The organism is Neobacillus massiliamazoniensis (genome assembly GCF_001048695.1).
Lineage (GTDB): Bacteria > Bacillota > Bacilli > Bacillales > Cytobacillaceae > Neobacillus > Neobacillus massiliamazoniensis.
In genome coordinates, this window is the sequence record NZ_CVRB01000001.1 from 1,459,191 (window position 1) to 1,474,895 (window position 15,705).

Here is a 15,705-nt window from a genome sequence, read left to right on the forward strand (position 1 = left end):
GATTTTTGAAACTATGTTGATTGGAGCGGAAGGCGCGAGATCCTCGAAAATGCTATCGCATTTCCTTCGTGCGGTGTAGATTCAAAGATGCTGATTCAACGTCCTGCGGGAGTACGGGGCAGGGGAGACCCCACAGGCGCTTAAGCGCCGAGGAGGCTCCCCGGAACGCCCGCGGATGCTCGCTTCTTGAGCGCAAATCAACAGGCAAGTTTAGCACAGCCAAATAATAAAAAATTGCCGAGAAAATAGTATTTCTCTTATGCTCTTAACCTTATAATCTATGGATTGAAAGCGAAAACTTTTATTCCACATATTTTTTACATTAAGTTAATCGTAGATTAATATCGAGAGAATAATATGAAATAGTCGTCGATTTGTGAAAGATTTTTGTCGCAATTAGACGATATTACTATTATTAGGAGGTACAACATGAGGAGAACTTGGAAAAATAGGTTATTACCTATTGTCCTTTGTTTTGCTTTGGCAAGTAGTATAATTTCACCAAGTCTTGCAAAGGCCCTAGGCAACTTCGATTTGAGCTCTACTGTAGTACAAACACCTATTAACGAGTATCAAGCAGATCTTGCTCCTGGTGTAAAGAAAGAGCAATATAGCTTTGATGGGAAAGACGGAAAAAAGATTGAGAGTTTTGTAGTAGATGTGGACGTACATAATCCAAACGTATCCATCGAAGCAGGTACACCTAATAATGGAACAGCTTATGGTCTTCAACCTGTTAGACAACAAGCTCAAGCTGCTAATAGCACCAATCATCAAGTCGTGGCAGCTGTAAACGCAGATTTTTTTAATATGGCCACAGGTGAGCCCGTTGGGATTGTTTACAAAAATGGTCAAGCTGTGAAAGCCACGACTGGACAACCATGGAATTTCTTTGGAATTAAGAAATCTGGAGAAGCCGTTATTGGTGACTCAACTGATTATGCTGGAATGAAGGATCAATTACAAGAGGGGCTTGGAGGAAATGCTATCCTCGTAAAAAATGGACAAATCTATCAAACTCCCCAAACGGGAGCAGATAAAGAGCCTCGGACAGCCGTTGGGATTAAAGCTGACGGCAATGTGTTTTTTGTAGTTATTGACGGAAGACAAGAGCCTTATTCAGCTGGTATCTCCATGCCGGATTTGGCACAATTAATGAAAGATTTAGGAGCGGTAACTGCGCTAAACCTCGACGGCGGAGGTTCCTCTACTTTCATGACTCGTGAACTGGGCGGCGATAATCTTCAGGTCGACAATTCTCCTTCAGATCATATGGAGAGACCTGTAGCGAACTCTTGGCTAGTTGTTTCGAAAGAGCCATCCGATCATAATTTTAATTCAGCTCATATTGAGCCATATGACCAATCCTTTACCCCTGGCACTACCATACAATTCAGTGCCAAAGGACAAGACAAATCCATGGCTTCAGCTGCTTTGCCAGCCTCTGGTTTGACATGGGAATTGTCTGACCCCTCATTCGGTACGATCGATGAGAATGGAAAATTTATTTCAAATGGAAAAACAGGGCAATTCAATGTCATTTTAAAATATCAAGGTAACGAGGTTGGAAAAAGTATTATTGAAATTGCGGAGCCTGATGAAATGTCGTTCAATTCAGCTGAATTGAATGGAGCTAGAAACAGTGAAATCAACTTAGGATTAACAACAACTTTTCAACAAAGAAATGTAAAGTGGAATGCACAGGATATTACGTACGACGTTCCTGACGGAATGGGAACAATCGATGGATCTGGAGTGCTGCACACAGGTAATCAAAGTGTGTCAGGGACCATTACGGCTCACCTGAAGGGATCAAGTCTTACTGCACAAACTAAGGTAACTGTTGGCCAGCTTCCTATAGTCTTATCTGATTTTGAAGGAGATATTGGTGGCTGGAATACGACAACGGCAAACCGCGGTGAAAAAGGTACTATTAGTTTAGCTAAATACCCAGAACCCGTAAGATTTGGCAGACAGTCATTAAAAATGGATTTTGATTTTACGAATGCCCAAAAAGCAGCCACACTAGGAGTGTTTGCAGGACCTGGTACAGACACAGAGATTGCTGGAAACCCCCAAAGTATAGGCATGTGGGTTTACGGAACTCCAGAAGCTCAAGGCTACTGGCTGAGAATGAACCTTGTGGATGGAAACGGCAAAACGCAGACGATCAATCTTACTCAGGAACAACCAGGGATTGATTGGACTGGTTGGAAATACATCGAAGCAGACATACCAGCCTCCTTAACAGGTCCTTTCAAACTTTCAGGGACACAAGCGATTAGGCTTCTTTCCACAAAATCAGGAATCACAGGCCCGATGACGAAGGGGTCCATCTATTTTGATAACATCAGAGCCGTTTACGGTGATAAAATGGATGATTTAAATCCGCCGGTCATTGATTCCATTAACGTCGACGGGAAAGATTTCACCACGAATTCTGTCAATGTAACGGCAAAGGTGCATGAATATGACGAACCTTTTAAAACAGGAATTGATTGGAATAACATTGGGATTTTCATAGATGGCAAAGATTATGATTATTCTAAATCTAAGGGCCATTTTTCCTATGATATGGATGGATCTATCTCATTAAGCGGATTAAAATGGACAGACGGAGCACATAAGGTAACTCTGATGGTCCCTGATAAAGCTGGAAACACAGCGATTAAAACCGTCTATTTTACGGTTAATGCTGGTTCTCCAAAGATTGACATAGATAAAAAACAAGACCAGGCCATTTTAGGAGATGTTTTTGATCTGGCAGTTAAAGCAACGAACCCTGCAGAAATCTCAGGTTCTAACATTAAAATGAAAATAGATAAAAACTTTCCAGTTGAAAGCGTTCAGTTTGCAAATGGTTTTAACGGAAGTACCTATAGTTATGATGCTGAAACAGGAAGCCTTACATTGAATCTTGTGAATAGTGGTGAAACAGCTGCTACTGCAGACGCTGCAACCATTCACATTAAAATACCGCCATTTACAAATGAAGGCAGTAAATTAACCTACGGCATCGATGAAGCAAACTTAAGCTATCATGCACCACAGGATAATAGCTTTGTCACAACGTATTCGATGTTACCAGCCAATGTAGATGTGAAAGGTGCTTTTAATGTAACGGCAGAGCCGATATTAATTGGGAAGCCAGCAGTTATTACTGTTAAAAATAGTAACAACGAATTCATCAGTGATGCCGAAGTCTATGCGAACATCGAAGGCAGCACGAACCCTATATTACTAGGGAAAACGGACAGCAATGGTACTCTCCGTGTTGATTCAATCACTAATGAGGTAAAGAGAGTCGCTTTATATGCAGTAAAAGATGGAAAGTACTCTTTTCCAATGAATACACAAACCTATCCATCCCTGTTAGGTCTGACTGAAATAAAAAATATCATTTCAACACCAACAAGTAATCCTCAAGAAATGAGCTTTACATGGGAGTCGAGTCCTTTAGCAAAAGACAATACAGTCATTCAATTTGCTAGACAAAAGGATTATGATAAGAAAGGTGAGCGTGCATTTAGAACAGTCAATGGTTCTTCAAGCAACCAGGTATTCTCTAGTGATCCGGATATTACAAAAAACGGAATCGTTCGAGTTAATCATGTGACATTAACGGATTTAAAACATGATACAACCTATGTTTATCGTGTTGGTGATGGCGAGAACTGGTCAAGTCCACAAGAGTTCACCACTTTAGATAAAAAGTAAAGTAGAAGAGTAAAAAAATATAAAGAGTGACAGGCACCAGCTAAAAAAAGTTGGTGCCTGTCACTCTTTTTTCATGGGTTGGAAGAAGTAAAATAAGTTATTTGCCCACTGACCGTTTGACTTTTTTTTTAATGAATCGGGTTAGTTTAACGATAATGGAAAATATTTGTATAAAAAAGAGAATTAGTGGTATGATTAGTGTAAATTTACACTCTGTGTTTTGGCTTGGAAAATATAAAAACGAGGTTGAAATATGAGGAAAGTATTGATTGGTATCCTAATTGTCTTTTTATACTGTTTTCCATTTGTCTATTTTTCTATGTACCAAGATTTTGCGAACGGTTCAATGCTCGGCTATTTAATAATGATTGTAATGACATCACTTCTTGCTTTCTTCAGCAATCTCTTTAGCAACCTAATACCACTAATAATCGGTAATATAATATCTGGAATAATTTCATTTTATTTTATCAGCAAGATGACAGGTATCGGAAATTGGGATTTTTATTTTAAACCATTTCCACCTTTTATGTTATTAATAGTGGTAAGTATTTTAAATTTGATTCCACAGTTCCTCGCATTGAAGTTAGCTAATAGATATAAAAATACGATTAAAGATTAATAATTTGATTTAGACGAGTAACTTTCCTAAATACCATTATGATTGAAATAGTACCACATTATTTAGATGTTAATCAGATTATTATTGATGGGGAACTAAAATATAAAAACGTAAGTCGTTTAAAGATCCCCAAAGAAAACGGTGCCAAAAATTTTACAAACAAATAACCGAAAAATCAAAGACAATCGTGGTAAACTAACAGAAATAGAAATTACTGGGGTGTACATATGAAAATTGGTTTAAGGACAGTCAAAACAGCATTGGGTGCAGGAGTTTCCATCTGGATTGCCCAATTGTTTCATCTTCAGTTTGCCAGTTTCGCCTCCATTATCTGTATCCTTTGCATCGAAAAGACGAAAAAACAGTCCATCCAGTCTTCTCTGGAACGATTTGCCGCCTGTACGCTTTCTTTGGTATTGAGTGGTTTGGTGTTTCAAACGCTGGGATACAATCCCCTTGTATTTTCGTTATTCATATTGCTGTTCATTCCCTTGCTGGTTCGGCTCCGTTTGCAAAAAGGGTTCGTGAACAGCGTGGTGATCGTCCTTCACATCTTCACGCTGGAGAAGTTCACTCTTCCTATCGCCTTAAATGAACTTCTAATCGTCATGATCGGCGTAGGGGTGGCAATCCTGTTGAACAGTTATATGCCAAATGTAGAAAAAAACCTTAAGGAAGCCAAAACGGCCATAGAAGAAAAATTCAAAAAAATATTGTTTGAATATGGAGCCTACTTGGAAAAAGGCGATCAAGGATGGGACGGGAAAGAACTATTGGAATTGGAAGAAGACCTCAATAAGGGGAAAATGCTAGCCATTCAATACGAGGAAAACCGATTAGGCACCGATAAAAAGGGGTATTATTATTATTTCGATATGCGGGAAAAACAATTTGTCATTTTAAAACGGATGCTTCCTATCGTATCCTCGCTGAATGAAGATGTCGTCCAGCGCCACGTCTTCGCTCAATTCCTGTACGAAATCAGCACCGATGTGAAAAGCGAAAACACCGCCTACAGGCATCTTCAAAGATTAGAAATTGAACACCAAAAAATGAAGGAGATGGAATTGCCGAAATTCCGAACGGAATTCGAAACAAGGGCATTGGTTTTTCATTTAATGAACGAGATCGAGTATTATTTAGAAACAAAAATGAATTATTACGACGAAAAACAGATTAATGTTTAAGCCTGAGCTTGCACGGTACGTGCAATTAGGAATGAATACCTATTTGGCTTTAAAATGAATCTGTGTTGTTAAATTATTTGAAGCATCAAATCATGATACCTAAGAGGTAAAAATGAAGCTTATATGCCCTGTAAGCAGCAAGAAAAAACAAGTAAAGGTCATGAATACTGCCTTTACTTGTTTTCTTCTTTTGTATCTTCTAATTATCATTATCGGTTTCTTTTCCAGGAATCACGATGTCTGCGATATCTGCAATAGTCCCGAGTATCCAGATGTCTACGATCGTCCCTGGAATAGCGATGTCTGCGATAGTCCCGAGTATCCGGATGTCTACGATCGTCCCTGGAATAGCGATGTCTGCGATAGTCCCGAGTATCCGGATGTCTACGATCGTCCCTGGAATAGCGATGACTGCGATAGTCCCGAGTATCCGGATGTCTACGATCGTCCCTGGAATGGCGATGACTGCGATAGTCCCGAGTATCCGGATGTCTACGATCGTCCCTGGAATGGCGATGACTGTGATAGTCCCGAGTATCCGGATGTCTACGATCGTCCCTGGAATGGCGATGACTGTGATAGTCCCGAGTATCCGGATGTCTACGATCGTCCCTGGAATGGCGATGACTGCGATAGTCCCGAGTATCCGGATGTCTACGATCGTCCCTGGAATGGCGATGTCTGCGATCGTCCCTGGAATGGCGATGTCTGCGATCGTCCCTGGAATCACGATGTCTGCGATAGTCCCAAGAATCGCGATGTCTTCGATTGTCTCTAGAATCACGATGTCTGCGATATGAACTTGAATCTCGGCCTTCTTTGTTTCCTGATTTCTTCTTACCATTTCCTTTTTCGTCTTTTATTTCCTTATAAGTTTCTTGAGAAACATTGTCAGGTAACATTTGCATAGAATGCTCCCAAACTTCCAATATCTCTTTAGCCACTCTGTCCCACTTAAAATTATAGACTGCTAGCTCTCTTCCCTTTTTCCCCATTTTTCTCATTAAAGATTTGTCCGATAGTATTTCCGTTATCTTATCTGCAAAACAACTTGGGTCCTCTGGATTTTCAACGATTAGACCGTTCTCTCCTGAGGAAATTACTTCCGGATTTCCTCCCCTTTCAGTCGTAACGATGGGAAGGCCCGCTGCCATTGCTTCATAATGAACTCGTGCTAATGGTTCTTGCCAAATAGAGGTACAAACAAATAAATCTGCTGCAGCAAACCAATTTTGTATTTCATCTGGTGGTACGAAACCTGTTGCCACAACCGGAACGGGCTGCCGTTTCGCTAATGCTTTTACATAGGCTATATAAGCAGTAATATCATTTTGACTAAACCATTTACTACCAACAATTACTAAAGCTAAATTCTTAAATTTTTTAGAAAGCTGTGGTAAAGCCCTGACTAACCTATCCACTCCTTTGTTATCCGAAAGCCTCCCTGCAAATAACATGACTGTTTTGTCCTCTAATCCGTGTTTTTGGCGAATCTCATTCCTTATTTTTTGCATTTCGGGAAATTTTCCAGGTAAAAATCTATCAGTATCAACTCCAGAATAGATCGTACGGATCTTCGGTGATGCTTCAGGATAGAGTTTACGAATTACATTTCCAACATAATTACTTACTGTTACAATAGCTGAAACCTCTTTAATGACGGCATTCGCTTCATTTGGATCAATTTTATCTAAATTGAACATATCATTGTGCATGCTTAATATAATCTTTGATTTTGGTGCTGCACTTCGAATAGGCATAACGAGACGCGGGCGATTATATATGTGTATCAGATCAAATGAATGTGATTCAACATAATGAATGACCTCTTCACGATATACTTCAAATACTTTTCCTGGTACACGAACATACTGAATGCCATCTTTCGTCTCTTTGTCTGGAAGTAATGGATCACTTACTCCTAAGACAGTTATTTCGTGGTATTTACCTAAAATGGGGAGGAGGCCAAAAATATAGGTTTGTATGGCTCCACCTAAAACGGGAGGAACAGGAAGTTTTTCAGTACAAATCATTAAAATCTTCATATGCCTTACTTCCTCCAATCGCTTTGAATTTCTTTTAACGTATTCCATTTTGATTGATCTATGTCGACAATCGTTTTAATTAATTGAGCTGTTTCTTCATTTAGTAATAAATCAGGTTGATAGATGACTTCATTCATTTGTCTGTAAAATTCATTTGGCAGTGACAAATCAATCATTAAAATCTCATATAGTTCTGGAGTTATCGGATTTGCTTTATCATACGCCTTAATCATTTCCCGTACCCATGTGACATCCCATTTATATAAATCTAGCATTTTCCCAGAAATCAGCTTTCTTAAATCACGAATTGCTAGGTCATATGCGACTCCATCTAGGTCAATGAACCACATTCCGCCAGGCCCCATTTGACAATTGGACCAGCCATAATCCTGATGTGCCAATCCCCAATATTCATTTCCTTTTTTTATTAAATCTAAATAATTCGATTGTTCAAGTCTGAGTAGACTTTGTCTAGCTTGATCTTGAAATGTATCAACCACATCCAATATATATGGGCTTGCAGGCATATCGTTATATGCTTCAGCAATGTGTCGAAACCAATCTATTTTAGTGATCATTTTTCCATACTTTTTTGGCCATTTGGATAATCTTGAAGCAATTTCAGCTTTATTTGGAGGAACATACCCCTTAGTTAAACGATGAAATTCACCGAGTGCGTAGCATAGTTTTTTTGTTCCTTCCAAATCTTTTGATACCGGTTCCAATGGTTCAATCCATTTTGCAATGAACCATAATTTTCCGCCTGCTTCAATGTAATCTTGTCCATTTTTTGTTTGAAAAATGGAGGGTACTCTAGCAAGCTTAACCTCATCCAAGTATCTTTGAGCCCCAAGGCTGAACAAACTTCTTGTCGGCCTGCGGTGTAAAAGTTTTAAACTTTTTGGGCCTAAATTCGTTTCAATTTTCCATATAGCTCCTCCTTGTTCTGGCTTCGTTGCAACCGCTTGAAAACTCTTAACGTGAAGATCATAATTTTTTAGAACCTCTTGTGCTAGTGCTTCAATATAGTCAGGAATAATAAAACCATCACGATCTTCAAGTTTTTCCCATGGCTCAATTACTATTTTCTTCAACTGTTTAAACCTCCTTTGAAGCTGTGAAACAGAGACAATTTCCAGCTGGAATGTCTCTCTTTTATTTATGATATGAAATTGGACAAGTAAGGTGAGGGGCAAAGCGGATGAAGTTTGAAAAAGAAATACGTCATAAGTATAAAAATGTGCTTTGAATAGGTTTTTAACAGTTTCGCATGCGGGTTTTCTGCCATAAACTACAGAAATCGGAGATTAAAGAAAAAATAGAAATGAGGTTAAATCATGAACATAGCTGTAATTGGGACAGGCTATGTAGGAACAACAACAAGTGTAGCATTAGCAATGAATGGACATACCGTATTCGCGATCGATCATGATCATGAAAAAGTTGAAAAGCTAAACCGGTCTATACTTCCATTTTATGAAGACGGCATGGAGGAAGTGTTAAAAAATCTTGTTTTTAAGAGGAAACTTTCTTTCACAAATAATTTAAATGATTGTATAGATAAATGCTCTATTCTTTTCATTACTGTGGGAACGCCTTCATTACCTGATGGTTTAGCGGATTTGTCGTTCGTGGAAGAAGTGGCAAGAAAAATTGGTAGATTCATGAATGAATACAAAGTAATTGTGATCAAAAGTACTGTTCCAGTTGGCACAGGTGCCAAAATAAAAAAAATGATAGAGAATGAACTAAATAAACGAAAACTAGGAATTACTTTCGACCTAATTTCGAACCCAGAATTCCTGAGAGAGGGAAAAGCTTTACATGACGCATTGTTTCCTGAAAGAATTGTCATTGGCTGTGAAACAGAAAGGGCACAGCAGTCCATGAAGGAATTGTATAAAGACATAAACACCCAAGTATTATTTACAACTGTTATAGATGCCGAAATGATTAAATATGCGTCAAATGCATTTTTAGCCACTAAAATTTCATTTATGAATGAACTGTCAAGATTTTGTGAAAAAATAGGGGCAGATGTAACTGCAGTAGCAAAAGGAATAGGAATGGATAGCAGGATTGGTCCTCAATTCCTTCAGGCAGGCATAGGTTATGGTGGATCATGCTTTCCAAAGGATGTAAGTGCTTTACTAGCATTGGCTTCGAAAGAAAACACCCCCTTGCAAATTGTACAAGCTGCCTCAAAAATAAACGAAACCCAAGCAGAATGGTTTATGGAAAAGGTAAAGAAGGCGTTAAGAAACCTTTCAGAAAAGCGTATAGCCATTCTAGGCTTAACATTTAAACCACAAACGGACGATATTAGAGAAGCTCCCTCTCTAAAAATTATCGATTATTTAATCCAAAATAAAGCCTTTATCACAGCTTACGATCCAAAAGGGACAGAACATGTTAAAAAGATTTATCCTGATCTTTGCTATACATCCACACCCCTAGAAGCCATAAAAGGAGCAGATGCTGTCATAATTGTCACTGAATGGAAGGAAATCATGGATATCGATTGGAAAAATGCAATCAATATTGTTTCATCCCCCTTTGTATTTGATGGTAGAAATGCCCTCGATGCCTCTACTATGAAGGAATTTGGCTACCATTATGTTGGAGTGGGCAGGCAAGACAGTTAATTTAGAAGGGAGAATTTTTAATGAAAGGAGTCATACTTTGTGCTGGTAAAGGGACTCGAATACAGCCATTTTCCTCAACCATTCCGAAAACCCTTATACCTGTTGCGAATAAACCAATACTGCATCATAACATAATGAAAATGATAAATGCAGGAATCAATGAAATTGGTATAGTCATGAATCCTGGACAAAAGGAGATTATTGACTTTCTTTCCGTTTTCAATAATGAATGTAAGATTCATTTTATTTATCAAATGGAGCAATTAGGTATTGCCCATGCCCTTTATCAGGCACAAACATTCGTTGGGGATGATTCGTTTTTATTAATGTTGGGAGATAATATAATTTTTGAGCCCATAGACACTTTAATCCAAGCCTTTAAAGGAAATAAAGGTGCTATTCTTCTTACAAAAGTAAGCAATGGAAGTGATTATGGGATTGCTGAAATTCAAGATCACCAAGTAAAGAATATTGTAGAAAAACCTAAACTTCCAAAGAGTAATCTTGCTGTAATCGGAATGTATATGTTTGATAGTTATATTTTTGAAGCGATCCGTAATATTAATCCATCAAAAAGAGGGGAATATGAAATAACGGATGCTATTCAGTGGATGATCAATCAAAACTATCCAATTTCTTATACGATTACAGAAGAACCATTTTCAGATGTAGGTACCATTGAAAGATTGCTGGCTGCCAACAAGTGGGTGCTTACAAATCTGCTAGGAGAAAAGATACAGGTTGGTAGTAACACAACACTAGATAATTGCCTTATTAAAGGACCTGTTATTATTGGAAATAACTGTACGATTAAAAATGCAAAAATTGGGCCCTTTATTTCCATACAAGATGGTTCTATCCTAATGGATTGTACGGTTGAAAATAGTATTTTTCTTAAAAATTCCAAAATTATTAATGTAGCTCCTCCTCTTACAAACTGCATTTTTGGTCAGCATACGACACTAAAAGATATCGCTGATGACATGAAAAATCTACAGTTTATTTTAGGAGATTATTCACAAATCTTAGATTTTTCAAAGCTAAATGAGGAAGGAAAATAATCTAGAAAAGGAGGTTTAAGAGTTCATAAAATGGTTAGTCATATATTTGTAACTGGTTGTGCTGGTTTTATCGGTTTTCATCTATCAAAGCGCTTGTTAGATGAAGGTGTCCACGTCCTCGGTATTGATAATATAAATAATTATTACGATATGAGTTTAAAAAATGATAGATTAAATATCTTAACGAAGTATCGGAATTTTTGTTTTATTAGAGGTTCAATTGAAAACCTGGAATTATTAGAAAGCCTCTTTGACCAATATGATATAAACATTGTGGTTAATTTAGCAGCTCAAGCAGGCGTAAGATACAGTTTAGAAAATCCCCATGCCTATATTCAATCAAATCTTGTTGGCTTTGCCAATATATTAGACTGCTGTAAAAAACATCAAATTAAACATCTTATTTACGCTTCATCAAGTTCTGTCTATGGAGATAATAAACAAATACCATTTTCTGTCGGCGATCGGGTCGATCACCCGATTAGTTTATATGCAGCTACTAAAAAAGCCAATGAGTTAATGGCATATACTTATAGCCACTTATATAACCTTCCTACAACGGGGCTGCGATTGTTTACCGTCTATGGACCATGGGGACGGCCTGATATGGCAGCGTTTAAATTTGCAAATGCGATTTTGAGACAACAGCCTATCGAGGTTTATAATCATGGAAATATGAAAAGGGATTTTACCTATATTGATGATGTCATTGAATCCATATTTCGTTTAATACAAAAAGATCCGCCTACAGAATCATTCGCTTTTTATAAAATTTATAACATAGGAAATCATCAACCTGTTCAGCTAAATTACTTCATACAAGTGTTAGAAGAGCAGCTCGGTAAGAAGGCAGTAGTGAAATTATTACCATTGCAGCCTGGAGATGTTCTTGAAACATATGCAGATATCGAAGAATTAGTAAATGATATTAATTTTAAACCTAAAACGCCCATTGAGGAGGGAATCAGCAAGTTTGTAAGTTGGTTTAAACAGTATAATAAAACTCCTTAGTTATCTAATGATGATGTCAGCTGCTGCCAAAGTGTATGTAGTTTACCGGCGAATCAAAAACAGTTCGTCAGGCGTTTATGTCAACTTGAATATAAAACGGGTTGACATAAACACCTATCCCTTTTAAAATATAAATTGAAATTTAGAGTCTACTATTAGGGGTTGGATTATGAAAATCTTAGATATTACATACGTTGCTTTGTTTGCTGCTTTTATGGGGGTTCTAGGTATGATACCGCCGATTATGCTTTCGTTTACACCGGTTTCGATTACCCTGCAGACTTTAGGTGTTCTTCTTGCCGGTGGTGTGTTGGGGGCGAGACGAGGGGCATGGAGCATGACCATTTTCTTGCTGCTCGTTGCAGCTGGAGCACCTCTTTTGTCCGGAGGTCGCGGTGGATTGGGTGTATTTTTCGGACCGAGTGCCGGCTACTTGATTTCCTGGCCGATCACTGCTTTTTGCGTTGGCTACCTTATCTCTCGATTTAGTAAATTACGATTCTGGAGAATCTTGCTAATTAATCTTACCGTAGGGATTTTCCTAGTTTATTTAATTGGGATTCCGGTGCAAGCTTTTATTATGCATCTTCCACTGATAAAAACGATTCAAATAAGTCTAGTTTATATTCCGGGTGATGCCCTTAAGGCAACGATTGCTTCCTATCTCACCTATAGACTTTTGAAGGCACCTGCCATCAAACGAAATTTTCATAAAAATGTTGAGACACTGTAACAGTGTCTTTTTTTTGATAAAATAAGTGTATTATCTACATCATTCAAATTGTAAGGAGAAAATCATGGCAGGCATTACGGATACCTATTTAAATCACGCAAACGAATTTCCTGATAAAATCGCCATTCAAACACAAAGTGAAAAAATAAGCTATTCTAAATGGCTGGAATTACTGAATAAAACCGCCAATTGGCTTGATTCTCTTAACCTTCCAACTAAAACGCTCGCGATCCTGCTTCCTAATGGAATCCCTTTTCTCCAACTCTTCACGGGAGCAGCGGCGGCTGGCTGGACTGCCGTTCCCTTTGATGCGAGATGGACAGAAACGGAGTTACAGAAGAGGTTAAGGCTATCCGGCACTTCCCTTGTCATAACAACAAAAAGTAGGCAGCCTTTTTTAAAAAAATTCTTTCCAACTGTGTACACTTGGGAGGATTGTTTGGAGGAAATCTGTCAAGCCCCGGCCACAAAAGCATATCAATCGGAGGGTGAGATGCCCTTTTATATGGGATTTACTTCGGGTTCAACGGGTGAGCCAAAGGCGTTTATTCGCTCACAAAATTCTTGGGTCGCTAGCTTTGATTGCACTTGTTTTGACTTTCAGATTGATGAAAACGATGGTGTCCTCATTCCTGGAACGCTGATTCATTCCCATTTTCTTTATGGAGCTATCAGCACTTTATATCTTGGAGGCACGGTTTTTCTGATGGAAAAATTCTCGGCGAAACATGCCCTGGCATTAATCGAATCGGCCTCTATAACGGTTATGTATGTGGTCCCAACGATGATTGCCGCCTTCATAAAGGAAGACCATTACATGAAAAAACCATTGAGAATTCTCTCATCGGGTGCGAAGTGGGAAGAGAATTCAAAAGAGGAAATTCGAAATGTCTTTCCTAATTTAAAGATGTACGAGTTTTACGGGGCAAGTGAATTAAGCTTTGTGACGGTTTTATCGGATATTGATTCGGCCCGTAAACCCGGATCTGTTGGAAGGCCGTGTCATAATGTAGAAATCCAAATTCGTAGAGCGGATGGGGAATGCGCCAAGCAGAATGAACCTGGGAAAATTTATGTTAAAAGCGATATGATCTTTATTGGTTATCTTCATCATAACCAGGATCGCGTCCGGGACGAACATGGCTGGATAACGGTCGATGATATGGGTTATCTCGATGAGGAAGGCTTCCTCTTTATTGCTGGCAGGGAAAAGAACATGATTTTATATGGAGGAATTAATATTTTTCCTGAAGAGATTGAAAAGGTATTATCGTTGCACTCGGATGTGGAGGAAGCAGCGGTTGTCGGTCTTCCGGACCCATACTGGGGTCAGATTGTTACGGCAGCAGTAAAAGGAAGGGCCTCCTTAAGTGAACTAAAGAAAATCTGTCGTGAAAATTTAGCTTCTTTTAAAATTCCCCGGAAATGGGTTTTCGTCGACGAACTACCGCATACAGCGAGTGGAAAAATTGCTCGGCCGCAAGTAAAAGACTTAATTGAAAGTAAGGTGAATGACCATTAGACGAGCGGTAATTGTTCAAGCGAAGCGAACGCCGATTGGTAAACAAAATGGGGTGTTAAAAGCCCTTCAGCCGTATGAACTGGCGGCTCCAATCATTCGGCAGCTTGCGAAAGGCTTGAAAGTGGATGATGTCCTGCTCGGGAACGTGACAGGACCGGGCGGAAATGTGGCCCGCTTGTCTGCCCTTGAAGCGGGACTCCCGCTATCGGTACCAGGGGTCACACTTGACCGCCAGTGCAGTGCCGGTCTTGAAGCGGTTCGCCTTGCCTGCTATTTAGTTCAGGGGGGAGCCGGCAATTGCTATATTGCCGGCGGCGTTGAGAGTACGAGTACTTCCCCTTTTCCCAAAAGAGCCCGCTTCTCCCCCGATTCGATTGGTGACCCCGACATGGGGGTGGCGGCGGAATATGTGGCAAAAAAATATGGGATTTCAAAAGAGAATCAGGATGACTATGCATTGCTTAGCTATGAACGAAGCTGGGAAGCTTTCATGAAAGGTTATTTTTCAGAAGAAATTGTTTCAATTAATAATTTGGCTCAAGATGAAGAACTGCTCAAAGAGCGTAAAATCGCAGCCCTTTTGAAACGGGCTAAGCCGATTTTTGCCAAAGAAAATGGCACTGTCACCGCGGCGAACAGCTGCGGAATTCATGACGGGGCAGCGGCAGTAGTCGTAATGGACGAATTAGAGGCGAATAGGCTTGGGTATAAGCCTGTCCTTCGCTTTGTCGACAGTGAGGTAACAGGCGTACATCCTTTTTATCCAGGAATTGGCCCTGTTCCAGCCATTCAGGCCATATTAAATAGAAACCATTTGACCATCGGAGATATCGATTTGATTGAAATCAATGAGGCATTTGCTTCGAAAATTGTAGCCTGTGCAGAGGAGCTTTCAATTCCATATCAAAAATTAAATATTAGCGGCGGCGCATTAACGATTGGCCACCCTTACGGAGCGTCCGGTGCAATCTTAGTGACAAGACTGTTCTATGAAGTACAGCGGAAGAAAGAAGCAAACTATGTTCTTTCCGCCATCGGATCTGGTGGCGGGATTGGCGTTGCTGTCTTGTTTGAAGCAGTGAGATAGTCAGAATAATTGCCATAAATCGACAAATTTCGGCTCGAAATCGTTTTTTATAGCTGAAAAAATAGTCAATATATA

The 15,705-nt window shown here is 39.3% G+C and carries 10 protein-coding genes and 1 pseudogene; 9 read left to right on the plus strand and 2 right to left on the minus strand.

Annotated features, from left to right (window positions below):
• Window positions 1-429 precede the first annotated feature (429 nt).
• The 3 genes from BN1082_RS06870 (at window position 430) to BN1082_RS06880 (ending at window position 5,526) form a co-directional block, all read left to right on the plus strand.
• A complete protein-coding gene (locus tag BN1082_RS06870; RefSeq protein WP_090632652.1) occupies window positions 430-3,717 on the plus strand; it encodes a phosphodiester glycosidase family protein in 3,288 nt (1,095 codons plus the stop codon).
• Window positions 3,718-3,970: 253 nt separating this feature from the next.
• On the plus strand, window positions 3,971-4,339 hold the full coding sequence (locus BN1082_RS06875) for a hypothetical protein (protein ID WP_090632654.1): 369 nt from the start codon (window positions 3,971-3,973) through the stop codon (window positions 4,337-4,339).
• A gap of 227 nt (window positions 4,340-4,566) precedes the next feature.
• Window positions 4,567-5,526: an aromatic acid exporter family protein gene (locus BN1082_RS06880; protein ID WP_090632655.1), complete on the plus strand. Its 960-nt coding sequence runs from the start codon at window positions 4,567-4,569 to the stop codon at window positions 5,524-5,526.
• A gap of 910 nt (window positions 5,527-6,436) precedes the next feature.
• Here the strand turns inward: BN1082_RS06880 and BN1082_RS28130 are convergent.
• Together BN1082_RS28130 and BN1082_RS06890 are read right to left on the minus strand one after the other, a co-directional pair.
• A pseudogene (locus BN1082_RS28130) lies at window positions 6,437-7,571 on the minus strand (glycosyltransferase family 4 protein); the annotation flags it as partial.
• Window positions 7,572-7,576: 5 nt separating this feature from the next.
• Window positions 7,577-8,665 (minus strand): CotS family spore coat protein, encoded by a 1,089-nt coding sequence (locus BN1082_RS06890; protein ID WP_090632659.1) that lies wholly within the window; start codon window positions 8,663-8,665, stop codon window positions 7,577-7,579.
• Window positions 8,666-8,908: 243 nt separating this feature from the next.
• Between BN1082_RS06890 and BN1082_RS06895 the strand changes: the two genes are divergently transcribed.
• The 6 genes from BN1082_RS06895 to BN1082_RS06920 all read left to right on the plus strand — a co-directional run bounded on the left by BN1082_RS06895 (window position 8,909) and on the right by BN1082_RS06920 (window position 15,630).
• Window positions 8,909-10,216 (plus strand): UDP-glucose dehydrogenase family protein, encoded by a 1,308-nt coding sequence (locus BN1082_RS06895; RefSeq protein ID WP_090632660.1) that lies wholly within the window; start codon window positions 8,909-8,911, stop codon window positions 10,214-10,216.
• Between the two features lie 20 nt (window positions 10,217-10,236).
• Entirely contained in the window at window positions 10,237-11,277 is a 1,041-nt protein-coding gene (locus tag BN1082_RS06900) for a glucose-1-phosphate thymidylyltransferase (protein ID WP_090632662.1), read from the plus strand.
• A gap of 30 nt (window positions 11,278-11,307) precedes the next feature.
• A complete protein-coding gene (locus BN1082_RS06905; protein ID WP_090632664.1) occupies window positions 11,308-12,288 on the plus strand; it encodes an NAD-dependent epimerase in 981 nt (326 codons plus the stop codon).
• 169 nt (window positions 12,289-12,457) lie between these two features.
• Window positions 12,458-13,021: a biotin transporter BioY gene (locus BN1082_RS06910; protein WP_090632666.1), complete on the plus strand. Its 564-nt coding sequence runs from the start codon at window positions 12,458-12,460 to the stop codon at window positions 13,019-13,021.
• 64 nt (window positions 13,022-13,085) lie between these two features.
• Window positions 13,086-14,543 (plus strand): AMP-binding protein, encoded by a 1,458-nt coding sequence (locus BN1082_RS06915; RefSeq protein ID WP_090632668.1) that lies wholly within the window; start codon window positions 13,086-13,088, stop codon window positions 14,541-14,543.
• A complete protein-coding gene (locus tag BN1082_RS06920) occupies window positions 14,539-15,630 on the plus strand; it encodes an acetyl-CoA C-acyltransferase (RefSeq protein ID WP_090633215.1) in 1,092 nt (363 codons plus the stop codon). Before BN1082_RS06915 ends, BN1082_RS06920 begins: the two co-directional genes overlap by 5 nt.
• Window positions 15,631-15,705: the final 75 nt, after the last annotated feature.